Below are 24,952 nucleotides of genomic sequence, written 5' to 3'. Positions count from 1 at the left end.
GTTAACGAATTTCTTATATGCTATAAAAAGATGTTCAGAATTGGGAGTTGCATTTTTTTGGTTATGAGCATCGCGAAAACTTGGAAATTAATACCGGTAATTTAAAATTTGATTTTAAATTACCGGTATTAATTCTTGGACTGAGTACGATAGAATTGCTGATAATGAGCCATTTAATGCAAAAGCCATTGATATGTGTAGATATCAATGGCTTTTTTAGCAATACTATTTTGTAAGCAACTTACGGCTTCCGCCTCTTAGCCGCCAGATCATGTGCAGTATCGTAATAAGACCGCAAATTCATCCAGTCGAAGACGTCAGAAATGTTTTCGACGCGGTTACGCTGCATGATGCGGTCGCGGCGTTGCATTCTTACAAATTTGAAAAGAATATCAGCGAGCTGGTCAGCTGCCTGCGAGAATGTCTGCGATTTCCTGTTGATCACGTAGATACCGCGGTTTTCATAATCCCGCATAATCTGCATGATGTAATCCCCGAAGCCTGACAAGTCACTGGTTACTGTTGGTACACCCCTTACCACGCATTCCAAAGGTGTGTAACCCCATGGTTCATAATAACTTGGGAAAACGCCCAAATGGCAACCGCGCACAAACTGGCCATAATCCAAGCCAAAAAGTGGATTGGTGGAAGATATAAAGTCAGGGTGGTAAACGATCTTCACCCGGTCACGCTCGTTGTTGACCAGATTTGCTCTTTTACAGAAATCAGTAATACCGTCCTCTTCTTTCAAATCGTGCGTTACGAATGCGGGGAGTTTATCGGTTTTCCAGCTCTGAATAGTTCTTCTCAATCTTAGTCGCCAGTATTCATCAACGAAATTATTGAGATCGGGCATTTTGTGATCGGCTCCGGAAGCGGTAGCAAGGAAAAGTTTTTCACCCACTTCCTTTTCAATCGCCGTACAGGTTTCCTGCAATTCATTCAAAACGGCCCTGGACTGTAAAACGTCGGGGTTGACGGAATAATAAGGCTGTTTAGTTACAATGAACATCACCACCGTCATGTCCATTCCTGCCTGCACCATTTTCCAGTTCAGCCTCGCCAGTGCTTCCAATGTAAGGTCGTAACCTTTGTTGCTGTACTCGTACCTGCCCGACGTGAAGAAGTAAAGCGTTTTGTCAAGATCGAAAGAGTAGCTTGGGAAAAAGTGGCCCAATACAAACTCGTGAATTCGCTCCTTGTGTTTTAAATGCAGATTCTGGAATTCGTGTACGGCTTGAAAACGAACAACATTCAGACCATTAGGTGTAACAAGATCCGGCATTCTACCCAGGAAAACTTCACATTCCCTGGCGGTGACGTCACTCACTGTGGTCAGCACATGGGCACTGAGCGCCGCCTGCCTTTCGACAGAGCATTGTGCGAGAATACCGTAGTTTTTGGCCTCTTGTTCCCAGTCAAAAAATGGTAGCTTGCCGTAAAAACCAGCCACATTTTGTGCCAGGTACCTGCCCAGCATGGTAGCGTGGGTAGTGAAAGTAGTGGCGATTTTTACATTGTCACGTTTGAGATCCGGCAGACCGCTGCTGGCCATCCATTCGTGAAATTGTGCGTAAATTTCTTCCCGCTTGGCATTTTCTTCCGCATACTCTTTCAGGAAAATGCGCACTAATTCCCCAAAGCAAAGTGTCTGGTTTACCAGCGGCTCAACATTGATCGTCGGAATGCGGCTGCGCTCCCAGAGGTTAAACTTGATCGTGTCCAGTTCAGGAGCAATGCTGTCCAGCTCAAATAATACGACGCGCGGCTTTCCTGTTACCAGCCAGTAGCCGTAGAAAAGGGTATAACCCATCTCGCGCATTCTTTTCACGACACGACCGGCCGGGGAATCGTCCAGGTCAGTGATTATTTCAAATTCGGATGATGCTTTTTTTTCGAAATAAGGGCCAAGTAAAAAGTAGTTATCATCCCACTTTTCAACCATTGCCGGCACCTTTGTCCTTATAACAGTATAAATTCCTCCAACTTGATTACAAACCTCCCATGCAATTTCAAACAGGACGTTTTTCTTAGTGGTTTTGACAAATGGTTCCAATACGGGATACAGGTTTAAACGTTACTAGCTGCATTTGCAAAGAGTGGTGTTTCCTTTAAGTCACAAAAATCCTTGTAATTACACAATAAATATGCAGAAAAATTATTCACAATTACAACAATCTGTCGTTTGTTTCTTTGCCGTTTCTGAAAGCGCAGACGACTTTTAAGAGGTCAAAATATGACAAAGACAAGAATGCTGTCGGAATCCGTAAAATCATTGAGGAGGGCAATTCAAACCCTCATTACATGAATTTAAGTGTGTTCTCGGCTAACTTTGTTCCAAATTACGTTACTTTGGTTGGATTAACATTTTGCATTGGTTAGATAGTGAAAAAAATTAAAATAGTTGCGCTTTCCCTTACACTCATGATGTTTTTAATGGAAAGTTGCATTGCCCAATCTGCGGAAACTGAAAATATTTTACCTCCCAAAAGAGAATTCAGAGCGGTTTGGATAGCTACTGTTGATAATATCGATTGGCCTAGCAGTAAAAATCTTGAACCAGAAGAGCAGCAGGAAGAGTTTTCCGCACTTCTGGATTTTCATAAAAGAGTCGGAATGAATGCGGTATTCGTGCAGGTTCGTGCGGCGGGAGATGCGTTTTATGCCAAAAGTCCTGAGCCCTGGTCAGAGTGGTTGACCGGCAGACAAGGCAGGCAGCCGGACCCCATGTGGGACCCGCTGGATTTTATGATCGGAGAGGCACATAAGCGCGGATTGGAATTTCACGCCTGGCTGAATCTGAACAGGCTGGTTCACAAATCTTCCACTAGTATCTCTTCCGAGAACATCAGTAAGCTGCATCCCGAATGGATCCTGACTTATGACGGATATAAATTGTTTGATTTTGGAATCCCCGAAGTCCGCAAATTCATTACTGAGATGACCGTTAATGTTGCCAAGAACTATGATGTGGACGGCATTCATTTTGACGATTATTTTTATCCATATGCAGCTCCGGGACAGGTAATACAGGATGAAGCGACGTTCAGAAAGTACAGCGACGGCTACACCAATAAAGCAGATTGGAGAAGACACAATGTGGATTTATTGGTAAAACAAATTCATGACGCACTTGAAGCCACCAAACCTAAACTAAAATTCGGTATCAGCCCATTTGGTGTCTGGCGAAATAAAGACCGGGATGCAGAAGGATCGAAAACTTTCGGCGCGCTGGCCTCTTATGATGACCTTTTTGCTGACAGCCGGAAATGGGTGAAGGAAGGCTGGGTTGATTATATAGCGCCGCAGGTTTATTTTTCTTCCGGTTTTGGAAGAGTACCATATAAGAACCTGGTGGATTGGTGGACTGAAAACAATCACGAGCGACACTTGTATATAGGTATGGGGGCTTACCGTGTCGGATATAAGGATAAAGATACGCATTGGTCCAACCCGGTGGAAATTCCTAACCAGATCCGTTATTTCAGGGAAAATGAGACGGATGGGGCTATCTTTTTCAGCTCTCGCTCTTTGCGGGGCAACAGCCTGGGTTTTGTGGATTCGTTGCGCAGGGATTTTTTCAAGTATCCGGCCCTGGTTCCGACAATGCCTTGGAAAGATCGCGTTCCGCCACTTTCTCCCAAAAGCCTGAAAGCGACGTTGTTGTCGAAAGGCATTGAACTTACCTGGGAAAAGCCAGACGCTGCGGCGGACGGGGACCGGGCCTGGTACTATGTGATCTATCGGTTTCCACCCGAAGAAAAAGCAACAGCCCACGACCCAAGGCGCATCATTGGAATGTGCTATGAAGGGGAGCAATTTGTGGATATGAGTGCCGAATCTGGCAAACGTTATGTCTACTATGTGACGGCTGTCGATCGTCTTCACAACGAAGGAAGACCGATCGGGCCATTGAAAGTAGAGGTTCATGATCAAAAGTTAGTCAGATTTTAGAGCGATGAGCAATTCTATACAATACGAATACAAGCCCGAATATTTAAAGGTTTCTGCCCCCACAAAATACAACTCCGAAAGTCTTCGTACTGAGGAAATGATTTTGAATATGGGGCCGCAACACCCTTCTACTCATGGGGTTCTGCGACTGGAAGTGGTGACGGATGGGGAAGTGGTGGTGGATGTGGTACCACACCTCGGTTACCTGCACAGGTGCTTCGAAAAGCATGCGGAAGCATTGCCATTTAACCAGATCATACCCTATGTGGACCGTATGGATTATGTGGCGGCCATGAACTCTGAGCATGCTTATGTAATGGGCGTGGAACGAATGCTGGGTATCGAGAATGACATTCCAAAACGCATTGAATATATCAGGGTAGTGGTGGCAGAGCTGAACCGGCTGGCCTCTCACTTTGTCGCGCTCGGTACTTATGCTATGGATATTGGCGCTTATACGCCGTTTTTATGGATGATGCGGGATCGTGAGCAGATCTTGCGACTGCTGGAATGGACATGCGGGGCGAGAATGCTTTATAATTATGTCTGGATAGGAGGGTTATTTTACGATCTTCCTGTGGGTTTTGAAGAACGATGCCTGGAATTTGTTCAATATTTGAAGCCAAAACTGGTTGAATTGCAACAACTTGTAGTCGAAAACAAAATATTCATCCAGCGTACTGCCAATGTGGGCGTATTGCCGCTACCTGTTGCGATCAACTATGGCTGCACAGGGCCAATGCTCCGAGGCTCGGGTTTGCGTTATGATCTCCGAAAAGTTGACGGATATTCGGTCTATCCAGAGTTGGATTTTGAGGTACCGATTGGTGAAGGCAAAATGGGCACAGTTGGCGATTGCTGGGACCGTACCTGGGTCCGCGTGGTAGAATGCTGGGAATCAGTGAAAATGATCGAGCAAAGTTTGGTACAGCTTACCGGAGCTTTCAAGCGTACCCGTGATTTTGACCCACAAGCCATTGTTCCAAAGAAAATTCGTCCGAAGGCCATGGACTTTTATGTAAGAGCGGAAAATCCGAAAGGAGAACTTGGCTTTTACTTCCGCACCGATGGCCGGTCTGATATCCCGGTCCGCTGTAAAGCCCGCGCTTGCTCTTTTAATAACCTGTCCGTGATCGGAGAAATGTCAAAAGGATCGTTACTGGCGGATTTGGTAGCCATTATAGGCTCCATTGATGTGGTAATGGGCGAGGTAGACCGTTAAACAGAAAAGCCGCTTCAAAGCGGCTTTTCTGTTATATATCAAAAACATTGTCAGGCTTATGCCTCTTCGGCAACGCCTACCAGGTCATGTTTCGCAAGAAATTCAGCGATCTGAACGGTGTTGGTAGCAGCACCTTTACGCAGGTTATCAGCTACGATCCACAAATTCAATGTCTTAGGCTGAGATTCGTCGCGACGGATACGGCCTACAAATGTTTCATCCTTTCCATGTGCAGTCAATGGCATTGGATAAAGAGCATTCTTGGGGTCGTCCTGCAAGATCACACCTTCTGCTTCGCTCAAAATCTGACGAACTTCGTTCAGGTCAAATTCATTCTCGAACTCAATGTTAACTGCTTCTGAATGACCTCCGATGGTTGGGATACGAACCGTAGTAGCGGTAACAGCAATGCTGTCGTCGCCCATGATTTTCTTCGTTTCGTTGGTCATCTTCATTTCCTCTTTGGTGTAGCCGTTATCCAGGAACACATCAATGTGGGGCAGTACATTCAGGTCAATCTGGTGTGGATAAACTTTTCCTTTGCTATGGTCGCCAGCACGTTCTGAGAAAAGCTGATCAACCGCCGCCTTACCTGTTCCGGTTACAGATTGGTAAGTGGAAACAACCACACGTTTGATTTTATATTTTTTGTGCAAAGGATTCAAAACGACCACCATTTGAATGGTAGAGCAGTTTGGATTTGCAATGATTTTGTCTTCTCTGGTCAGTTCACCAGCATTGATTTCAGGTACAACCAGTTTTTTGGTAGGGTCCATTCTCCATGCCGACGAGTTATCGATCACCGTAATGCCAGCTTCTGCGAACCGTGGAGCAAGTTCCAATGAGGTACCGCCGCCTGCCGAGAATATGGCTATGTCAGGCTTAGCTGCAATCGCTTCCTCAAATCCGATCACCTTTATCTGTTTACCCTTGAATGTAATTTCCTTGCCAACAGATCTTTCAGATGCAACGGCTAATAATTCCGTCACCGGGAAATTACGCTCTTCGAGCACTTTGAGGATTTCGCCGCCCACCAAACCGGTAGCGCCTACTACTGCGATTTTCATTCTTGCATTGAGATTAAAAATGGATAAAATATAATTTACTCTGTGCCATATAGGATCTTACCTAAGGCGAAAAGTGCCGCAAAAATACGACGAAATTTAGAATGAATCATGATTTTCGTTTTTTAATGCATTTAAATTCAGCATCCAACAAGCAATTCCGACCGTTGGATCATGCCAATAAGGTGATCATAAAGCTTAGAACTGATACGTTTGACCCGGCGTAATGCAGTAATGCAGCGGCACATCATACGGATCGATATCTCCAATTTCATCCACCGGACCAAAATAGGAAAGACCGATTCTGATTGTATCAGGGCGACATTGAGCTAAAAAACGATCATAATAACCGCCCCCATAACCTACCCGATACCCTTTCAGATCGAATGCCAGCAATGGTACCAGCACGACGTCGATATTTTCAGGATAGATGATCTTAGAAGACTGGGGATCAGGCTCCGGGATTTTCCATTGGTTAGGAATCAGGATAGTTTGGGAATCAAGTAGGCAATGCTCCATTTCCCTCGTGCCGGGAATCACGTAGGGAACAGCGATGCTTACGTCCGGGAATGAAATGCGAAGTTGCGGGATGATTTTCCAGGTGTCAATTTCATTTTTACCGAGTTGCGGCAGGAAAATGTGAACCGTTTCAAAGGCCAGTAATTCGAGACTTTGCAGCAGGTTTTTTATGATGAGATCAGTTTTAATGGAAGCTTCTTCCTGCGTCAGACGGATTCTTTTCATCAGAAAATCCTTTCGCAATAAAGCTTTGTCCATCACTTATCTGTTTTGTGCCGGCTGGCAATATCGAAAATTAGACCAATGGTTCCAATTCCCGATGGTACGCTAACAAATGCGCAAGTATCTGAACCATCCTGCAAATGGATCAACAATGTTCTCCTTTTTTCGCCTTTTTACGCTATTGTTTGTACTTTCACGCTCGCATTTTAAATCTTTAACTATAGTTTAGAAATAAGACATGAGCAAAATTAAAGTTGCCAATCCCGTAGTGGAACTTGACGGGGACGAAATGACCAGGATTATCTGGAAGTTTATCAAAGAAAAACTGATTTTACCATATCTGGATGTAGATATCAAGTATTACGATTTAGGTGTGGAGTATCGCGACGAAACCAATGACCAGGTTACAATCGACGCTGCTAATGCGATCAAAGAATACGGTGTTGGTATCAAATGTGCTACCATCACTCCTGATGAAGACCGCGTAACAGAATTCAACCTGAAACAAATGTGGAAATCTCCAAACGGAACGATCCGTAACATTTTGGATGGTACAGTGTTCCGTGAGCCAATCGTAATGAGTAACGTTCCTCGTTTGGTAACCAACTGGACAGCTCCTATCATTGTTGGCCGTCACGCTTTTGGAGATCAGTATAAGGCAACAGATTTTGTTGTTCCTGGAAAAGGAAAGTTGACCATTAAGTTCGAAGGAGAAGACGGACAAGTGATCGAGCACGAAGTTTATCAGTTCAAAGGAGCTGGTGTTGCAATGGGAATGTACAACATTGACGAGTCGATCCGTGGTTTTGCACATGCTTGTTTCAATGTGGCTTTGGGCAAAGGATGGCCTTTGTACCTTTCTACTAAAAATACAATCCTTAAAAAATACGACGGTCGTTTCAAGGATATTTTCCAGGAAGTTTACGAGCAGGAATATGCAGGTAAAGTTCACTACGAGCACCGTTTGATCGATGACATGGTAGCTTCTGCATTGAAATGGGAAGGTAACTTCGTCTGGGCTTGTAAAAACTACGATGGTGACGTTCAGTCTGATACCGTAGCACAAGGTTTTGGTTCATTGGGTCTGATGACTTCTGTTTTGGTTACGCCTGATGGCAAAACAATGGAAGCAGAAGCAGCGCACGGGACAGTGACACGTCACTACCGCGAGCATCAAAAAGGAAAACCAACTTCTACTAACCCAATCGCATCCATCTTCGCATGGACACGTGGTTTGGCGTTCCGTGGCAAGCTTGACGACAACCAACCATTGATCGATTTCTGTTTGGCACTTGAAAAAGTGTGTATCGAAACTGTGGAAAGTGGTCAAATGACTAAGGATTTGGCTGTTGGTATTTATGGCAATGACGTGAAACACGGCGATCATTACCTTTATACAGAAGAATTCCTTGAAGCTATCGATACCAATTTGAAAGCTGCATTGGCATAATAAAAATAAATTGTTGCAGAAAGCCACCGTTTCCTCGTGAAACCGGTGGCTTTTTTTGTTGCAGGTATCATTTTAATATATATTACTACAAACCTGCAATACAAACCTGACTCTTGATAAAGACAAACCACATATTAGCCCTTATAATGCTACTGATCTCGCCTGGCAGGGTTTCAGCTAGTGGTTTGTTGCAGGCTGAATATGGCCAGGATACACTTTCCCGCAGCGATTCGGTAAGGAAAGTAATGCAAAAAGACATTATCGATGTTTTCAGGCAATTGAAAAATAAGAATAAGTCGGATTCGTCTGTTCGGGTTACCAAAATTCGATCGGGCAAGCCGATAATTTCGGTCGTGCCGGCGGCTGGTTATACATTATCGTCAGGATTGACGGGCTCGATCAATGTTAATACTGCTTTTTACACCAGCGACCCTAAAACGACCAATATTTCCAGTATCACGACCAATTTTATTTACACAGAATACAAACAAATGACGATCCCCGTACAGGCGAACATCTGGACGAGGAATAATAACTACAATTTTATCGTCGATTGGCGTTTTTTCAAATATCCTCAGGATACCTACGGCTTAGGCTCGGATTCGAAATTGACGGATGCTGTCGGGCTGGAATTTAAGCACCTGCGTATGCATCAGTCAGTGTTGAAGAGAATTGGGAAGTCATTTTTTGTGGGGGCAGGCTTTTTCTTTGATAAGCGCTGGGATATAACCAGAGAATTGGACCCCGAAAGCAAAAATGAAGACATTGAGAAGTATGGACTGGGGCAGAAATCCTCTTCTACCGGCCCAGCAGCCATTGTTTCTTACGATAGCAGGACGAATTCGATCAATCCGTTGAAAGGCTTATATACCAATGTACAGCTCAGGGCAAATATGAAGACGCTAGGAAGTACAAACAGCTGGCAGTCCCTCGTGGTAGACATCAGGAAATACTTCAACTTGCCGCGAGGAAGTCAAAATACGCTGGCGTTCTGGAACTACAACTGGCTGACTGTAGGAGGAAAGCCGCCCTACCTGGATTTGCCCAGCACCGGATGGGACCCGTCGAATAACATCGGTCGTGGATACATTCAAGGCCGCTTTCGAAGTACAAATCTTCTGTATTTTGAATCTGAATATCGCTTTGCACTGACCAAAAACGGGCTGTTCGGCGGCGTATTATTTGCAAATGCTCAAAGTGTTTCAGACTGGCCATCAAAAAATTTCAAAAAAGTCTCACCAGCTGGCGGTTTCGGAATCAGGATCAAGGTCAACAAAACATCCGGCGCCAACATTGCGATTGATTACGGCTTCGGTATGGATGGGTCGCGGGGGTTGTTTGTGAATTTGGGGGAGGTGTTTTAGACTTTAAGGTCCGAGACTCGTTGAATAAGCTGGATGTTCTCAGCTGAACATGCCCGAGTGAAATCAGTCACATCAAAAGTGGCAAGCTTTCTAATGCCATGAAGTTTGCAGGTAGCGAGAATCAGTGCGTCATTGGGCAAAAGGTTATAGGTACCCATCAATTCCAGATATTTTGGAATAATTTCATTGCCATTTGATAAGACCTTAAAAATGGACAAGAATGCCTCTGGCCGATCTTGTGATAATATTTTTTTGATTTCCTGGCTTTCTTTGACAGATCTTGGAGACTTTTCACCTTGGATAGCGAGCAGATAAAAAGTGTATTCGCTAAGCACAATAGGATTGATTACCAGTTCAAGATCCGGCATAGATAAAAGACGCAGAAGGAGTTCTGGTTTTGAATGTTTCTTAAATTCAACAAGAATTGAACTGTCGATGAAAATCTGATTGCTATTGCTCATGCGGGTCAAATTTACCTGTATCAAAAGATGACTTCTGAGATTGATCGAGGTAAGTTTGAGCAATGTTTAGTCTTGAAGTTTCTGATTCTTTCTTGTCCAAAGAAAGAATAATAACTTCTACCAAATCGTCATTAAAATAGTCAGGAAGGGAAATCTTGATTTCCCTATTTTGAGGTTTTTCAATAAATCGTAAGGCATTCATAATAACCGTGTTTTTTCAAATTTAACAATTTTTGTCTACTAATCCTCGCCATTTCCCCTCCTGTAACGTCCCTAATTTTAGGGAATTGTTTAAAGTTGATGCTACAATGCTACAAGGACGCATTGTCGTGGTGAAGCAGCATTCAATAACTAACAACAACTTTTCACAATCTTTCTTTGCATTACACAATGCAACTTCTAAAAAACACGTAGCTTTGCGGGCAATTTGTTGATACAGATAGCAGTACCTTCTTTAACTAAATTATTTGTTGCAATGTCCGCAGTAGCAGAGCAAACCCAGGTGGAACCACGGTTGGCCGACCGCATCAACGCCCTCGAAGAATCTTCGACGCTGGCGATGACCAAAATGGCTCGTGAATTGGCCGCCCAAGGCCACAAAGTAATCAGTCTGAGCGTGGGAGAGCCGGACTTCAAGACGCCCGCACACATTTGCGAGGCTGCTAAAAAGGCCATCGATGATGGTTTTCATGGTTATTCACCGGTAGCAGGCTATCCTGATCTGCGAAAGGCTATTGCTGATAAGTTAAAGCGCGACAATAATATAGATTGGAAACCTGAAAATATAGTGGTTTCTACGGGTGCGAAGCATTCACTAGCCAATGTGATCCAGGTTTTGATCAACCCGGGAGATGAGGTTGTAATTTTTGCTCCTTACTGGGTTAGTTACTCCGAAATGGTGAAATTGGCCGAGGGTAAATCTGTCATTATAGATGGTGCCTTTGACAATGACTTCAAAGTAACGGCAACACAGCTGGAAGCAGCGATTACGCCGCGCACTAAAATTGTAATGTATGCGTCTCCAAACAATCCGACCGGAGCCGTATATTCTGAGCAGGAACTGAGAGAAATCGCAGCGGTACTTGAAAAACATGATGACATTTATGTTTTGGCCGACGAGATTTATGAATATATCAATTTCACGGAAGAAGGACATTTCAGCATTGGGTCTATCCCAGCATTGAAAGACCGCGTGATCACTGTGAATGGTGTAGCGAAAGGTTACGCGATGACAGGGTGGAGAATCGGTTTTATTGCTGCAACAAAATGGATCGCCGATGGTGTTGAAAAATTGCAGGGCCAGGTAACTTCCGGAACCAACTCTATCGCTCAAAAAGCAGCAACCGCAGCTTTCAATGGAACAATGGAGCCGTCCATAGAAATGGCAAAAGCTTACCAACGTCGCCGCGACCTGGTTGTAGGTTTGTTGAGAGAGATTCCAGGATTCAAAGTGAATATGCCGCAGGGAGCGTTTTATGCATTTCCTGATGTAAGCTACTACTTCGGAAAATCGGATGGAACTACTACCATCAATGGTTCTGACGACTTTGCGAACTGGTTGCTAAACAATTCGTTCGTATCCACAGTTGCCGGCTCCGGATTCGGGGCACCGGATTGTATCCGTATCTCAACTGCTGCCGCTGACGAGGCGTTGGTAGAAGCGGTACAACGCATTAAGGACGCAGTAGCAACTTTAAAATAACAAAAAGTGAAATCATAAAAGCCTCATGGGTGTTACCTGTGAGGCTTTTGTATTCAATACGCCCATCATTCGCACTAAAAGCTGATAGCCAGCAGCTAAAAGCTACTAACTAATGAGTAAATACTATTTTTTGAAAGTAAAGGAAATAGAAAAAGAGACCGAGGAGGCTTCTACCATACATTTCTGGCATCCGCTTAATGAAGTAGTGGCTTACCGGCCGGGCCAGTTCCTGACGTTGCTGTTGCCGGTCGACGACAAGAAAATCCGCCGATCGTATTCGATGTCCAGCTCACCCTATACGGATGTTTCTCTGGCTATTACCATTAAACGTGTTCCCGGCGGCTACGCTTCGAACTTGCTTTTGGATACCATCAAGGAAGGGGATGTACTGGAAACCATGGAGCCAGCCGGTGCATTTTTTCCAAAGCAGGCTGACGATCAAACCAGACAAGTTGTTTTTATCGGGGCAGGCAGTGGCATTACTCCATTGTTCTCCATATTGAAATCGATATTAATGGTTGAAGCGGAAAGTGAAGTTTTTCTTCTCTACGGAAGCCGCAATGAGGATAGCATTATTTTTAAAAACAAAATAGCGGCACTTGAAGCGAAGTACGGCCAGCGATTGAAGGTTGTTCATACATTAAGTCAGCCGTCGGAGGAATGGGAGGGGCAAAGAGGACGATTGAATAAGTCCCATATTCTGAAAATAATGGAAGGTCTCCCCTCATTGAATAAAAAGGAGGCTGAGTATTTTACCTGTGGACCGGAAGATATGATGGAGGAAGCGCATCGGGCTTTGTCGATTCTCGGAGTTCCCGACAGTAAAATCCGCAAGGAGAGTTTCATGACTGCCACGGCGGCACAGCCGGGGGAGGTGACTATGGAAGAGGATGATGATACATTGAAAACCAGGGAAATAACGCTGTTTTACGAGGGAACGGAGTATAAGCTTCCTATCAAACCGCATGAAACCGTTCTGGAAGCGGCATTGAATATGGACATTGATCTGCCATATTCTTGCCAGGCAGGAATGTGTACCGCCTGTTTGGGTAGGTGCGTTTCCGGGAAAGTGCAAATGGATGAGGAGGATGCACTTTCGCAGGCAGAGCTGGATGAAGGTTTCATTTTAACCTGCGTGACGCATCCGATGAGTGACGATGTGATTATTGAAGTGGAATAACTATCAAAAAGGAAAATGGGCGGTGAAATTAATCATCGCCCATTTTTTTATAGTTTTTTAGGTGGTGGAGGTGGCGGTAGAGGAGTTGTCGGTACTTTGGCCGGCTTAGCTGGACGGACGCGAACGGCTTCCGGGGCAGGTGGTGCATGGGGAGTCCGAACTGCGCGAATAGATCTGGTTGCGTAAGGGGTACGGGCGACCCTCACTCTCGGGGATCTCTCAATGCTTTTTTCAAAGCTGAGTGTCTCCACGCCGATCTTTCCGTTTATTTCTTCGATCTTTTCCTGAATGTCGCGAATTTCCGAATCCATTTTCCGAATTGGCTCTTCTGCTTTGAAAGCCTCTTTGCGGGAAGAAGCAATTTGAGCATTTAATTGTGAAATGATTTCTTCCTGCACTTTGATCTGCTGCTCGAAGTCAGCCAACTGCTTGTCCAGTTCTGATTCGTTGGTTTTTGATTGGCTGGATTTAGATTGTTCAAGTAACGTCGACCGTTTTTCCATCAGGTCTTGTCTCAATTCCCTTGCACCTTCTTTTTTCCATTCGATCTTTTCCATTTCCCGCTGGTAGCGTTCAACTTCAAACCGCTGCTTTTCCATTTCAAGGTTAATTTCCTCCATACGCTGATTCAACGGTTCCATTTCAGTTTGCAGGGCTTGCATTCTCTTATGGATCTCATTCATTTTCTTATTCAATGAATCATTGTCAAAATCAATATGCATTTCAGAAATACCTTCAAAATCCATGTTGATATTATTTTCCACATCTATTTCTGCAAGGTGCCCAATCTCTGGCACTTCCGAAACTTCATTTTCAACATTGACTTCCGCAAGCACGGCTTTGCGCTTCTGGCTGATATGCTTAGTGGATTTTTTCTCTTTCTCTTTTGCTTTTTCGGTTTTCTGGGCAACAGCATATACCGACAAACCAATCACGAGCGTCATCGCAAACAGCATAATAGGCAGGCTACCAAACGTTCTGGAAGGTTTTGGTGTAAGTCCTAATACTCTTTGAACTCTTTGAAGCAACAATGGTCGCTTCGATGCAAATGCCATCGCCATGCGAGGAGCAGTTTGCCATTCAGCTACTTTTACCAATGCATGCGCCAGGGACATTTTGTCTCCACAAACCGCCAAGGCGATATCGTCGCAGCAATGTTCGCGCTCGGCACGGATGCGGTCAGAAAGCCACCATATAGCGGGATGAAAGAAGAACAGCACTTCCACAAATGATTGGAACATATTAATGAGGTAGTCATTTCTGCGAATGTGGGCGAGCTCGTGGGCCAGTATTGCCTCTACCTGTGCAGTTGAAAATCCAGAGAGCAACCCAATGGGGATCAACACAACCGGACTGAATGCACCAATGACCATAGGGGTTAGTATTTTGGCCGTCTCACGAAACTCAATGGATTTCGAGATATTCATTTTGGCAATGATTACGCCAAATCTTGCCCGCCATTCTTTGTCCATTACCACACGCGCATTGAAACGTAATCTTTCAGTAAATATCCAGCCAGCCGCAAACCTGAGTAACAGAAATGCCGCACCGATGAGCCAGCAAACAACTAACTCGTATAAGTGAGCGGAAAGCCACATTTGAATCTTAAATGTGACCGGGAGCGGATAATTGGTTGGATTAAAAACCACCGGAACTTTTGTCGCTGTGTAGGACGTAAGCTGTTTTCCATAATGGGCAACGGGCGATGATTTTATCTGATAATAGAAGAACGTGGCGACAGACGCAATCACCTGCAGCGAAAGCAATGTAACACCGACTGCGTACCGAAGATTAGCAGTGTAGCGACGCAGAAAATAAAATGTCGCAACTGACAAAATCATGAGCAAGGTACCTTGCCATAGAGAATGGATCAGTGTCCATCCGAATGCAGACACAACGGAATCGGAAAGTAGGTTGGAGATGATTTGCATGGCTAACGATTATTTTCCAGGTTATTTAATAACTCACGAATTTCGTCTAATTCTTCTTTTGAGGTCGAGTGGTTCCCTAGTGCCTGCATGACCATCTGAGCGGCCGAGCCCTGGAAAACGGTATCGACCAATTTCCCCAAAAGATTTTGTTGCGTTTCTTCCTTACCAAGAAGGGCTACATAAATGTGCGAGCGTCCTTGTTCGGTTCGGTAGAGCAGGCCTTTGTCGTGCATGATCTGCATGAGCTTCAAAGTGGTGGTGTAACCCACATCTTTGGTGACGGAAAGGGCATCGTGAACTGAACGAACGGTACTTGGACCAGCCTGCCACAAGTAGTTCAGGATTTCAAGTTCAGAGTCGGTGGGTTTGATATACATGGCAGATTTTATTAGTACGATAATCTTCGTATCAAATGTCTACGAAAAAAATCGTACTTGCAAGATTCTACTACGATTTTTTTCGTAATTAACGTTAAAATTTGTTAAAATGTTATGTGCTAGTGCGTTATAAACGAAAAAATCCAGCTGGATACCAGCTGGATTTTTTCCGTTTATAAATAATTTGAAGCCTAAACGTACGTGTTTAGCATCACTGGCATCACCAGCATCAGGATATCTTCGTTCTCTTCCTGATCAACAGGAATGATCAATCCGGCGCGGTTTGGTGCAGAAAGTTCGAAAGTGATGGTCTTGCTTGACAGGTTACCCAGTACCTCGATGAGGAATTTCGCATTGAACCCAATTTCCATATCATCACCATTGTATTCGCACATCAGGCGCTCATTGGCTTCGTTGGAATAATCAAGATCTTCCGCGGAAATCACGAGATCATTCAACGACATTTTCAACCTTACCTGGTGGGTAGTGCGGTTGGAGTAAATAGAGATACGTCTCAGCGAACTCAGAATTTCCATTCTGTTAATCGTCAGCGTATTTTGGTTATTGGTCGGAATCGCATTCTCGTAATCCGGGAAGCGTTCGTCGATCAGGCGGCAGATCATGCGGATATTTCCAAAACTGAAAAATGCATTGGAAGACGTGAACTCTGCCTTAACCGGAACATCGTCCGAAGGAAGACATGATTTCAGGAGATTCAACGCTTTACGCTGAATGATCATCGATGTATCCATGTCAGATTTAATGTCCGTACGACGGTAGCGAACCAGACGGTGTCCGTCAGTTGCTACAAATGTTGCATTCTCGGTTCCCATTTGAACGAAAACCCCCGTCATGGCTGGGCGAAGATCGTCGGTACTGGTAGCGAAAAGCGTATTGGCGATGGCCGATCCTAACGAAGAGGATGAAAAATCAACTGACTGGCCACGATTCACAGCCGGTGTTTTAGGAAAATCGATCGGGTTTTCACCGGAAAGCTTATAACGTCCATTGTCCGAAATAATCTCGGTACCGAAAGTTTCGCTGTTAACCTGTAAAGTAATAGGTTGCTCAGGAAGTCCCCGAAGTGTATCGAGTAACAATTTGGCAGGAATTGCAATGGCGCCTTTTTCTGACGATTCCACTTCAATTTCCGTGATCATTACCGTTTGCAGGTCGGACGCAGTAACAGTCAAAGAATTTCCTTCGAGTGCTAACAGGAAATTCTCAAGAATTGGCACAATTGGGTTCGTTGAAACGACACCGTTTATAGCAGACAGCTGTTTGAGTAGAACTGATGACGAAACGACAAACTTCATAATTCTTGATGTAAGTGTTTAGATGAAAAATATAAATGACGGATTCCCAAAATCATTTTGTAGGGAACAAAAGTATAAAAAATTACCGACGAAGCAGCCTTCTCTAAGCGAATTTTCGGGTCCTAAAATAGAATCTTAATGCTCCGAAAATTCCGATCAATGCGATTGGGAGCAATAAATTGAGTGATTGCCAGAACTTTCTTTTTTCCTGAATCTGGATTTTGTCCAATGAACGGATTACGATCTGTTTGCTTCTTGCGTTGATCAAACCGTTCGCATCCGTCATGTAATCAAGCGCATGCATCACAAAGTCTTTGTTTCCGAATGTTTGTTTTGTAACCCTGTCATAACCTAATGGAAGTGGGGCATTCCTTTTATAATCATAATCGTTGACGACAATGTCGCCGTCGGCGCAAATGATCACTTTTCCACCGCTTCCGTTTGGTTTAAATTTGGCGGAACGTGGGTCACTTGGTAAAATCCTGTTTTGAAATAAAGAGGTAAACGAACCCTCCAATAATATTCCACTTAATTTGACACCGCCATTGTATTCTGCCCGTTGTGGTTCTTTGCGGGCTTCATTGTAACCCACCAAAGCCGGTGTATTCAAAACCTGCGTGTAAGGCGACGTCATTAGCAATGGCGTTTTGTAAACGGCCTGAGCGCCGCCTACGGTATCGATAGTGCTCAGAAACCGGGTATAAACGGGATTCACGTTCCGTGTAATGACGTGGCGGCCAAAATTATTGAGTAATGGAAAAAAGCGCCAGGGTACCGGCCTGATTTCCGGGTTGTCGCCTACGTTGCCAACATTCAGCAAAATCTCGGCGCAGTCAACAAGATCCTTTACCAAATTGGTATTAACCCGGACACCCCATTTGAAAAACAAATCGTTCAGATTTAGATCCAATGGCTGCGCATAACTTCCGTCCAGGCTTACGCTATCCACTTTCGCGCCGTCAACGAGGAAAATTGCTTTTCCGCCGCCTATGACATATTGATCGAGTTTGAATTTGTCATCGTCGGAAAAGGCGCTGTCAGGTTTGAGCACCAGCAATGCGTCCAATCCTTCATAAGACGCGGGATTGTTCATATCCAGAAAAACGTCGTAATTCTGCTGAATGGTGGCAATGAGATCACTTAGCCTGGCCGGTGAAATCTTGGTATGGCTCACTACCAGCCCGACTTTTTTCCGCTGCTGATTGTTCAGTAGCCGGATAGCGGAAGCAATTTCGAATTCAACACCTTCATAGGATTGATTGAGCTGCTCTTCGGGGGAACTGGTCTTGTTTCCTTTTAATAGCTGAACAGGTACCGACAAGGTATCCGCCTGAACGATCGCACCTGGGAATATTATTTTTTCTGTACGCTTTCCGTCTTCATTGTCAAAAATGTTGGTGGGTGTCAAACCTCTGTCGACGAGATTAACGAACTGCTTTTGTCTTTGCTCTTCGCTCGTGGCTTGCGAAGGATCAGAATAGTTAACGGTTAAATGGCCGTTTGCGTAGGTTTTAAATTCTTCCAGGGTTTCGCGTGTCGCATTTTCAAGGCGTTCAAAACCGGCCGGAAATTCACCGCTCAGATATACATTAATGACAATATCCTTATCCAGTTCGCTGAGAAGCTGTTTGGTCGCGTCGGAAATGCTGTAACGTTTGTCCTCCGTGAGGTCTAGCCTTACGAAGAGGAGCGACGCCAACCAGTTGACCCCGGCCAAAACGACTATAAGCAGTATAAACCGAATAAAGGTATTTTTCATTGGTTACGGGAACCGTCAGGAGATGGATAAAACAAAAAATGGACGATTCTGTTTGACAGCATTAACGTCCACTTTTTTGCAAAAATATAAAAATCCAAAAATCAATTGGTTATTAATCCTTACTTCAATACATCCTCTGACTGCGGGAAAATAGGGTTATTGTAGATAGCTATCCCATTATAGTCTTGTTTGACAGGGACTTGTGCCGGAAAATTACGGTGAAATGGAAGTGCTTGTTCTGTAGAATAATGGCAGACAAACGATTTTCTGGTCTGGTCAGGGTTGGTGATCATTGAGCCACCGTGTGCCAAAGCAGAATGCCAGATCAATACGTCGCCCTTTTTGATCAGCAAAGTTTCCTTTGGGTAATTCATTTCAGGTCCTTTTTTATCAAGATAGTCTGCAAATTCGAGCGGACTTTTGGTAGAATCGGGTTTGAATAAAATACCGCTTCCAAAGTTAAACTTGGGCATTTTGTGTGAGCCAATGTAGTAGTACAGTGGGCCAGAATCAATTTTAATGTCTTCCAAAGCAATCCATGCCGCTGCAAGGTGACTTGGAATCTTGGCGGTAACCCAGGGATAATCCTGGTGAGATGGTTGCTGGCTTCCGTACATGAACACCAGGCTTTGCATCACCACCACTTTCTGATTGAAAATAGCTTCCAGAAAAGAAACAATGTATGGATGCGTCATCAGTTTTTTGCCAGCCACCGAAGAATTGTGAAAGTCGTTGATCTTCACATACTTGCCTTGCAACGCTTTTTTGGGAAAATCTTTGATGTTCCTTTCCTGGTTGGGCTTAAATTCATCCAGATCTATTCTTACTGACAGGTCGTATTTGTCGGGATTGTTGACCAGCTCCTGAAAATCGCCCCAGAATTTATCGATCATAGCCTCAGGGATGATTTTTTCAAGGACAACATAACCATTTTGCTCCCAGCTTCTCAGCTTATCGGCCATGTCGTAAGGTACATCATACCTGGGAGGATTCTTTTTTAGAAATCCGGCAATGTCCGGATTAGGCTTGTCTATCCATGGCAGTGTCGCTGCATCGAATTCTTTGAGCGGGAAGTACTTGTCTTTCAGTACTTCTGTTTTGCGTTTGATGCGCTGTATAATACTCATAAGGTGTATAGAGATTAGAGTTTGGGCAACATATTCAAATATAGCGAAATTGGCACGCCTTCTGATCGATACAGCTATGTGTCTGACAATTACTTATTAAACGTACAGGTAGTGTTATCGGCGACCTGGTAGTAAGATTTATAGTTGGACGCCTTCGGATTCATGCATCCTTTTAGGTTCAAAAGCTCAATATTTCTAAAGTCGATGGGATGACTTTCAGCTTGCAGTGCTATATAGCCACTTCCTAGCGGCGTATTGTCTTTCTTGATCCACTCGGCTTCACCACCAACCTTGCCATCCTTGAAAGTGTGGTTTTTCCCAACATATCCACCGCCTATTTTCGGATTGGTAAACACCAGGACCGTGTCGCCTTCAATCATATGGTAAACAATGGAGTCGCCCAGAACGATGGCTTCCGCGGTTACCCATTGGTCGCCATTATATGTTTTAGATGTGGAATTAATGCAATGTGCCTCAGCCAGCTTACCGTCGATATCCACAATGGTACCGGGCGTGCAGAGGTTGCCTGTTGTGCGTTCGCCAGCATTCAATCCGCCGAGATATTGCATTTCAAGGGAAATAGGGAAATCCTGATCTAGCCCGAGACTGGCAGCAGATTGGGAGTGAAGCATGATGCCGCTATTTCTCACATTCCAGGACGCGCCGCCTGGTACCTGATTGCCGGTAAAGCGGTATTGTAAACGGATTTTATAATGCGAAAATGGCTTATTGTAATACATATGGCCATATTCTGTTGTGAAGCGTTCGTACTCCTTATAATTCACACGGATCATGTTGTCTTCCACAATGAATGTGTTTTTATAATTGTCATTCACCTTATGGCCCGCAATTTTAATGTCCCAGCCTGTCAGGTCCTTTCCATTGAATAGCGATTGCCATTCTTCTTTATCGGCTTTTTTTTGGGCATTGGAAACGAATGAGATTAGGAGTAGAAGGAGCAGGAGCTTGAAATTTGGAGTCGTCATATGGATTAGTAGATTTTTTTGCCACGGATGCACCGCAGCGGCGGCCGCGAATTCACAATAATGTATTCGTGAAAATTCGTGCATCCGTGGCTTTAAAACTTAAAGTACCAATCGCTTATATTCTAACTTACCTCGTCCAAAATTAACTAGCAGCCCAAGCTTGTTGCCAGAAACTTTTAAATAGTTGATGGTTTGAGCAATGTGCTCGTCGGTAAGGTATGTTACGCACTTGACTTCCAGAATGATCTTCTCGTAAACAACGAAATCCGCCCAAAATTTATGTCTGAGCAAAATGTCGCGAAAATAAACCGGATATTCTTTCTCTCTTTCGAAGTAAATATTACCCTGGTTGAATAAAATTTCCAACGCATCCTTATAAACGATTTCAAGGAAGCCGTGACCCAATTCATTATGCACCTCCATGCATTTACCGATGATCTCGTAGGATTCCTCTTTGTATATTATTTCCATCCGTCTAATTAGATAAATACATTAGACGGCAAAAAATGAATCTGGTAACTAAAATGAATCTGTTACTATCGCCTCCGCCTCTTAGGTTTCGGAGACGATGAAGCCGCACCAGCCGGTTTGCGGCTCCTGCCCGAAGAACGTGATTCCCTGGGTTTTGTATCGCGTGACCTCCTGCCGGAATCTTTGCTATTATTGTCGCGACTTGGTGACGGAACTGTCCCGGCCAGGTAAAGGTCCATACTTCTCCGTGCCAGATTGGTATCCTTCACTTTTACCTTCACGGTATCACCAAACGTATATATTTTCTTCGTGCGCTGGCCAACGATCCGGTAATTCTCCTTTTCAAGTTCATAATAGTCGTCACCAAGATCAGTCATCCTGATAAGACCTTCGGAGGCAGTTTCGGTTATTTCTACAAAAATCCCGAACTCGGTAACACCCGTAATGATACCGTCAAATTCCTTGTCGCGATCCATCATACTCATAAACTCGACCTGCTTGTACTTGATAGAAGCGCGTTCGGCCTCAGCCGCAAGTCTTTCGCGTTCGGACGAATGCTTCGATGCCGCTTCGTAAACCTCTTTATCGACATTAGCGCCGCCGTCCAGGTAATGTTGTAACAGCCTGTGCGCCATTACGTCAGGGTACCGGCGAATGGGGGATGTGAAATGTGAGTAGCGTTTGAAAGCCAAGCCAAAGTGCCCCAGGTCTTCGACACTATACCGCGCCTTCGCCATGGTTCTCACGGCCAGTGATTCAATCAGATTTTGCTCCGGCTTACCTTCTACTTCGGCCAGCATACTGTTCATCGACTTGGCAATTTTGTTTTCTTCGTCCACTTCCAATTTGTGGCCCAGCTTAGCGACGAATGTGGCGAATGTTTTGAGTCTGTCGGGGTCCGGGGCTTCGTGAATCCGGTACACCATCGTGTTTTTCACTTCTCCTTTGGACAATGCGTACACATATTCCGCTACCCGTTTGTTCGCAAGAAGCATAAACTCCTCGATCAGCTTATTGGAATCGTGACGCTCCTTCTGGTAGATTCCCAACGGCGTACCATCTTTATCCAATCGAAAACGTACTTCCGGCGTCTCGAAATTGATTGCTCCGTTCTTAAAGCGGTCTTTTCTTAAAATCTTAGCCAGTTTGTTCAGCGTTTGAAGCTCGCCCGGGTGATCGCCCTCGCCTGAATCCAGAACCGCTTGCGCCTCTTCATAAGAAAACCGACGGTCAGAATGGATAATGGTACGTCCAAACCATTGTTTCAAAACTTTTCCTTTCGGATCCATTTCAAAAATCGCGGAAAACGCCAGTTTATCCTCGTTTGGACGAAGTGAGCAGAGGTTATTCGACAATTTCTCAGGAAGCATCGGTACAGTTCTGTCAACCAGATAAACCGAGGTTGCTCGTCTGTAAGCCTCTTTTTCCAGCTCAGTACCTGGGAGTACATAATGTGACACGTCAGCAATGTGCACGCCTATCTCCACATTTCCTTCATCCAAATATCTGACGGACAGTGCGTCATCAAAATCTTTGGCATCCACCGGGTCAATGGTAAACGTCAGTACATCACGAATATCCTTTCGTTTTGCAATCTCCTTTTTCAGAATTTTGTCCGGGATTTTCTGCGCTTCCGCTTCCACATTCTCAGGGAAATGATACGGCAAGCCAAACTCTGCGAGGATAGCATGCATTTCCACATCATTGTTCCCCGCTTTTCCAAGTACTTCAACGATCTCTCCTTCCGCCTGGCTTCTGCGGGTTGGCCATTGCGTTACTTTCACAATCACCTTATCCCCGTGCTGCGCATCCTTAATTTCCTCCGGTTCGAGGAAGATCGGATCAAAAAGCTTCTTGTTGTCCGGCTGAACGACAGCGTACCGAGGATTTACCTCAATAATCCCTACTATATCAGCATTGGAACGCTCCACGATATCTGTAACCCGTCCTTCAACGCGGTTTTTGCCAGAATCGCCGCGACCGTTTCTCGATCCGCGACTATTTTTTGTCAAAGGCTGAATGCTGACAATGTCACCATCCCAGGCCCCATTCAATAATTCAGACTCTACATATATATCATCCTCCCGGCCTTCAATAATGACGAAGGCAAAGGATTTGTTAACGCGGTCGACGCGGCCGGTCAATCCCTTGTTTACCGGCTTGTTCGGCCCGGCCTGGTATGTTCCGTTCTGGTGGTACACAAGCCTTCCGGCCTCTTCCAGTTCGTGAACGATTTCGTTGATTAAATGACGGACTTTTTTGTCCTGTACCCCAAAATGGTCATGGACATCGAACGGGCGAAATGTGTGTTCGCTGTTCAGGTCGAAGAAAGCAGCAATGTCTGCTTTCAGGTTATCGATATAAGAAACAATATGATGAGGAGACTTGGCCTCCCTGTTTTCTCTTTCAACTTTATTCTTAAATTTTTTATCTTTCATGTATTCTAAATTGTATTAAATGCTCCGCAATGCTGCGAAGCTGAATTTGTCAGGTGCAGCCTTAATTTACTCGATCCTGACAATATTTTCTGCTTTCACTGTCGGAAAGCAATGTAATCGCAAATAAAGCTGTGCCAGTACCACCACATCCTCTCTGCAATATCGGGAAATTTTGGCGAGATCATTTTCTTCCCAATAAACCCTTGTAACCTGGTCGCCGCTCATTTCAATTTTACTACCGGGAATGTCAAAAACCGCTGCCAGCAGATCGAGCGAGGTATAGCTCTTGTAATCGCCAAACTTCCAAAGGTCCATTGTATCCTGATGCAGGATCTCCCAGGGCTTTTTTCCGGTAATCTGTAAGGCTTTCGGGATCTCAATGCAGTGGATAAGCATTCTGCGGCAAAGGAAAGGGAAGTCAAACTCTCTGCCATTATGGGCGCAAAGGATCAGTTGATCGGCAGGGTATTTCTCTATCAATGCCTTAAACTGATTCAATAACACTACTTCGTCGTCTCCCGAAAAGCTGCTGACCTTGAATGCAATCTCGTCAGCGTCATTCCAATAAAAACCTCCGAATGCAATGCAGACGATTTTGCCAAATTCGGAATAAATGGCACCGCGATCGTAGAAATATTCAGCGTTGGTCAGCGTGTCATCGCCTCTTTTCAGACTTGCAGCTTTTTTGTCCCAAAGCTTTTGCATTCGCTCAGGGAGCTTGTCATAAGAATTAAATGCAGCTACGGTCTCAATATCCAGAAGCAGAAAGTTCCTGGCACGTCTTCGAAATTCGTCGGTCATTGTGTGTACAGTTTATTAGTGTGATCGTCAATTATAGTCAAGCGTGGTCATGTCTTGTCAGGGATTGTCATTTGTAGTCAGGAGTTGTCATTTATTGTCATTGATGCCTAACAACAAATGACCATTCATGACTAAAAATGACGACTCATGACTAAATATGACCATTTACGACTAAAAAATAACCTAGCCTTGTCATTCATGCAAAACCCCCTTCAACCCCAGCGGTTCAATATGGGTCAGATGAGCCTCTATGATACTGTCTGGCACGAAGATAAACTTTTTATCGTATATCTGGTTTCCAATGAAATAGCTTACCCAGAATTCATTATTAAGGTGAAAAACGTCCGGCATGATCGGTTCTACCACCGCATGCCCGCCCGGGCTGACCTCTGCAAAAAAGTGCCTTAATGTAGAAGTCCGCTGCTCAGAATTAGTCCCTGACTCGCTGTTACTATATCCTTTAGACGTTACAAACACATTGGTGATCGGTTCATCATTCCGGTTGATGACGATTACATTCCATTCCTCACTGTCCGGCTCATTGTTACTTCGTACAATCGCAACCTGTATCCCCTTCACGGGGTGAAATATGATATCCTTTTTCATTG

21 protein-coding genes are annotated in these 24,952 nt (G+C 44.5%); 6 read left to right on the top strand and 15 right to left on the bottom strand.

What is annotated here, in order from left to right; genetic code table 11:
- Positions 1-241: 241 nt before the first annotated feature.
- The gene (locus tag ON006_RS24665; protein ID WP_244822688.1) at positions 242-2,056 is read right to left on the bottom strand and encodes a glycosyltransferase; all 1,815 of its coding nucleotides are present in this window, start codon (positions 2,054-2,056) and stop codon (positions 242-244) included.
- A 329-nt stretch (positions 2,057-2,385) separates the two neighbouring features.
- Between ON006_RS24665 and ON006_RS24660 the strand changes: the two genes are divergently transcribed.
- Positions 2,386-3,954 carry a glycoside hydrolase family 10-like protein gene (locus tag ON006_RS24660; RefSeq protein WP_244822687.1) on the top strand — a complete coding sequence of 523 codons (1,569 nt, stop codon included), beginning with the start codon at positions 2,386-2,388 and terminating at the stop codon, positions 3,952-3,954.
- 4 nt (positions 3,955-3,958) lie between these two features.
- Positions 3,959-5,176 (top strand): NADH-quinone oxidoreductase subunit D, encoded by a 1,218-nt coding sequence (locus ON006_RS24655; protein ID WP_244822686.1) that lies wholly within the window; start codon positions 3,959-3,961, stop codon positions 5,174-5,176.
- Positions 5,177-5,232: 56 nt separating this feature from the next.
- On the opposite strand, the gene ON006_RS24650 is transcribed toward ON006_RS24655, so the two are convergent.
- Together ON006_RS24650 and ON006_RS24645 are read right to left on the bottom strand one after the other, a co-directional pair.
- On the bottom strand, positions 5,233-6,243 hold the full coding sequence (locus ON006_RS24650; RefSeq protein WP_244822685.1) for an aspartate-semialdehyde dehydrogenase: 1,011 nt from the start codon (positions 6,241-6,243) through the stop codon (positions 5,233-5,235).
- A gap of 195 nt (positions 6,244-6,438) precedes the next feature.
- The gene (locus ON006_RS24645; protein ID WP_244822684.1) at positions 6,439-7,017 is read right to left on the bottom strand and encodes a 5-formyltetrahydrofolate cyclo-ligase; all 579 of its coding nucleotides are present in this window, start codon (positions 7,015-7,017) and stop codon (positions 6,439-6,441) included.
- A gap of 202 nt (positions 7,018-7,219) precedes the next feature.
- Here ON006_RS24645 and ON006_RS24640 point away from each other — a divergent pair, with 202 nt between their 5' ends.
- Positions 7,220-8,431, top strand: a complete 1,212-nt coding sequence (locus ON006_RS24640) for an NADP-dependent isocitrate dehydrogenase (protein ID WP_244822683.1) — start codon at positions 7,220-7,222, stop codon at positions 8,429-8,431.
- 146 nt (positions 8,432-8,577) lie between these two features.
- Positions 8,578-9,795, top strand: a complete 1,218-nt coding sequence (locus ON006_RS24635; protein ID WP_244822682.1) for a BamA/TamA family outer membrane protein — start codon at positions 8,578-8,580, stop codon at positions 9,793-9,795.
- On the opposite strand, the gene ON006_RS24630 is transcribed toward ON006_RS24635, so the two are convergent.
- Together ON006_RS24630 and ON006_RS24625 are read right to left on the bottom strand one after the other, a co-directional pair.
- Positions 9,792-10,256, bottom strand: coding sequence for a type II toxin-antitoxin system VapC family toxin (locus tag ON006_RS24630; protein ID WP_244822681.1), 465 nt, complete (start codon positions 10,254-10,256; stop codon positions 9,792-9,794). The genes ON006_RS24635 and ON006_RS24630 overlap by 4 nt on opposite strands.
- On the bottom strand, positions 10,246-10,458 hold the full coding sequence (locus tag ON006_RS24625; RefSeq protein ID WP_244822680.1) for a hypothetical protein: 213 nt from the start codon (positions 10,456-10,458) through the stop codon (positions 10,246-10,248). The genes ON006_RS24630 and ON006_RS24625 overlap by 11 nt, the downstream gene beginning before the upstream one ends.
- A 273-nt stretch (positions 10,459-10,731) precedes the next feature.
- Between ON006_RS24625 and ON006_RS24620 the strand changes: the two genes are divergently transcribed.
- Positions 10,732-11,958 carry a pyridoxal phosphate-dependent aminotransferase gene (locus ON006_RS24620; RefSeq protein WP_244822679.1) on the top strand — a complete coding sequence of 409 codons (1,227 nt, stop codon included), beginning with the start codon at positions 10,732-10,734 and terminating at the stop codon, positions 11,956-11,958.
- A 112-nt stretch (positions 11,959-12,070) separates the two neighbouring features.
- Positions 12,071-13,138: a ferredoxin--NADP reductase gene (locus ON006_RS24615; RefSeq protein WP_244822678.1), complete on the top strand. Its 1,068-nt coding sequence runs from the start codon at positions 12,071-12,073 to the stop codon at positions 13,136-13,138.
- A 47-nt stretch (positions 13,139-13,185) separates the two neighbouring features.
- Here ON006_RS24615 and ON006_RS24610 read toward each other — a convergent pair whose 3' ends face one another.
- The 10 genes from ON006_RS24610 to ON006_RS24565 form a co-directional block, all read right to left on the bottom strand.
- Entirely contained in the window at positions 13,186-15,069 is a 1,884-nt protein-coding gene (locus ON006_RS24610) for a M56 family metallopeptidase (protein WP_244822677.1), read from the bottom strand.
- Between the two features lie 2 nt (positions 15,070-15,071).
- Positions 15,072-15,446, bottom strand: coding sequence for a BlaI/MecI/CopY family transcriptional regulator (locus ON006_RS24605; protein ID WP_244822676.1), 375 nt, complete (start codon positions 15,444-15,446; stop codon positions 15,072-15,074).
- A gap of 191 nt (positions 15,447-15,637) precedes the next feature.
- Complete coding sequence (gene dnaN / locus ON006_RS24600) at positions 15,638-16,762, bottom strand: DNA polymerase III subunit beta (RefSeq protein WP_244822675.1); 1,125 nt, start codon at positions 16,760-16,762, stop codon at positions 15,638-15,640.
- Positions 16,763-16,865: 103 nt separating this feature from the next.
- Positions 16,866-18,521, bottom strand: a complete 1,656-nt coding sequence (gene gldG / locus ON006_RS24595; protein ID WP_244822674.1) for a gliding motility-associated ABC transporter substrate-binding protein GldG — start codon at positions 18,519-18,521, stop codon at positions 16,866-16,868.
- Between the two features lie 119 nt (positions 18,522-18,640).
- The gene (locus ON006_RS24590; RefSeq protein WP_244822673.1) at positions 18,641-19,648 is read right to left on the bottom strand and encodes a phytanoyl-CoA dioxygenase family protein; all 1,008 of its coding nucleotides are present in this window, start codon (positions 19,646-19,648) and stop codon (positions 18,641-18,643) included.
- A gap of 89 nt (positions 19,649-19,737) precedes the next feature.
- On the bottom strand, positions 19,738-20,634 hold the full coding sequence (locus tag ON006_RS24585; RefSeq protein ID WP_244822672.1) for a 3-keto-disaccharide hydrolase: 897 nt from the start codon (positions 20,632-20,634) through the stop codon (positions 19,738-19,740).
- A gap of 99 nt (positions 20,635-20,733) precedes the next feature.
- On the bottom strand, positions 20,734-21,105 hold the full coding sequence (locus ON006_RS24580) for a GxxExxY protein (RefSeq protein WP_244822671.1): 372 nt from the start codon (positions 21,103-21,105) through the stop codon (positions 20,734-20,736).
- Between the two features lie 65 nt (positions 21,106-21,170).
- Positions 21,171-23,543, bottom strand: coding sequence for a ribonuclease R (gene rnr, locus ON006_RS24575; protein WP_244822670.1), 2,373 nt, complete (start codon positions 23,541-23,543; stop codon positions 21,171-21,173).
- A gap of 66 nt (positions 23,544-23,609) precedes the next feature.
- Positions 23,610-24,344, bottom strand: coding sequence for a 3'-5' exonuclease (locus ON006_RS24570; RefSeq protein ID WP_244822669.1), 735 nt, complete (start codon positions 24,342-24,344; stop codon positions 23,610-23,612).
- A gap of 192 nt (positions 24,345-24,536) precedes the next feature.
- A complete protein-coding gene (locus tag ON006_RS24565) occupies positions 24,537-24,950 on the bottom strand; it encodes a hypothetical protein (protein ID WP_244822668.1) in 414 nt (137 codons plus the stop codon).
- Between the last annotated feature and the right edge of the window lie 2 nt (positions 24,951-24,952).

This window comes from Dyadobacter pollutisoli, from assembly GCF_026625565.1.
In the GTDB taxonomy this organism is placed as follows: Bacteria; Bacteroidota; Bacteroidia; order Cytophagales; family Spirosomataceae; genus Dyadobacter; species Dyadobacter pollutisoli.
This window is presented reverse-complemented; position numbering and strand designations above follow the sequence as displayed.

Excerpts from the sequence above, each read along its gene's own strand:
- ON006_RS24655 (WP_244822686.1), top strand. The coding sequence starts at position 3,959 with ATGAGCAATTCTATACAATACGAATACAAGCCCGAATATTTAAAGGTT.
- ON006_RS24650 (WP_244822685.1), bottom strand. The coding sequence starts at position 6,243 with ATGAAAATCGCAGTAGTAGGCGCTACCGGTTTGGTGGGCGGCGAAATC.
- ON006_RS24645 (WP_244822684.1), bottom strand. The coding sequence starts at position 7,017 with ATGGACAAAGCTTTATTGCGAAAGGATTTTCTGATGAAAAGAATCCGT.
- ON006_RS24640 (WP_244822683.1), top strand. The coding sequence starts at position 7,220 with ATGAGCAAAATTAAAGTTGCCAATCCCGTAGTGGAACTTGACGGGGAC.
- ON006_RS24635 (WP_244822682.1), top strand. The coding sequence starts at position 8,578 with ATGCTACTGATCTCGCCTGGCAGGGTTTCAGCTAGTGGTTTGTTGCAG.
- ON006_RS24630 (WP_244822681.1), bottom strand. The coding sequence starts at position 10,256 with ATGAGCAATAGCAATCAGATTTTCATCGACAGTTCAATTCTTGTTGAA.
- ON006_RS24625 (WP_244822680.1), bottom strand. The coding sequence starts at position 10,458 with ATGAATGCCTTACGATTTATTGAAAAACCTCAAAATAGGGAAATCAAG.
- ON006_RS24620 (WP_244822679.1), top strand. The coding sequence starts at position 10,732 with ATGTCCGCAGTAGCAGAGCAAACCCAGGTGGAACCACGGTTGGCCGAC.
- ON006_RS24615 (WP_244822678.1), top strand. The coding sequence starts at position 12,071 with ATGAGTAAATACTATTTTTTGAAAGTAAAGGAAATAGAAAAAGAGACC.
- ON006_RS24610 (WP_244822677.1), bottom strand. The coding sequence starts at position 15,069 with ATGCAAATCATCTCCAACCTACTTTCCGATTCCGTTGTGTCTGCATTC.
- ON006_RS24605 (WP_244822676.1), bottom strand. The coding sequence starts at position 15,446 with ATGTATATCAAACCCACCGACTCTGAACTTGAAATCCTGAACTACTTG.
- dnaN (WP_244822675.1), bottom strand. The coding sequence starts at position 16,762 with ATGAAGTTTGTCGTTTCGTCATCAGTTCTACTCAAACAGCTGTCTGCT.
- gldG (WP_244822674.1), bottom strand. The coding sequence starts at position 18,521 with ATGAAAAATACCTTTATTCGGTTTATACTGCTTATAGTCGTTTTGGCC.
- ON006_RS24590 (WP_244822673.1), bottom strand. The coding sequence starts at position 19,648 with ATGAGTATTATACAGCGCATCAAACGCAAAACAGAAGTACTGAAAGAC.
- ON006_RS24585 (WP_244822672.1), bottom strand. The coding sequence starts at position 20,634 with ATGACGACTCCAAATTTCAAGCTCCTGCTCCTTCTACTCCTAATCTCA.
- ON006_RS24580 (WP_244822671.1), bottom strand. The coding sequence starts at position 21,105 with ATGGAAATAATATACAAAGAGGAATCCTACGAGATCATCGGTAAATGC.
- rnr (WP_244822670.1), bottom strand. The coding sequence starts at position 23,543 with ATGAAAGATAAAAAATTTAAGAATAAAGTTGAAAGAGAAAACAGGGAG.
- ON006_RS24570 (WP_244822669.1), bottom strand. The coding sequence starts at position 24,344 with ATGACCGACGAATTTCGAAGACGTGCCAGGAACTTTCTGCTTCTGGAT.
- ON006_RS24565 (WP_244822668.1), bottom strand. The coding sequence starts at position 24,950 with ATGAAAAAGGATATCATATTTCACCCCGTGAAGGGGATACAGGTTGCG.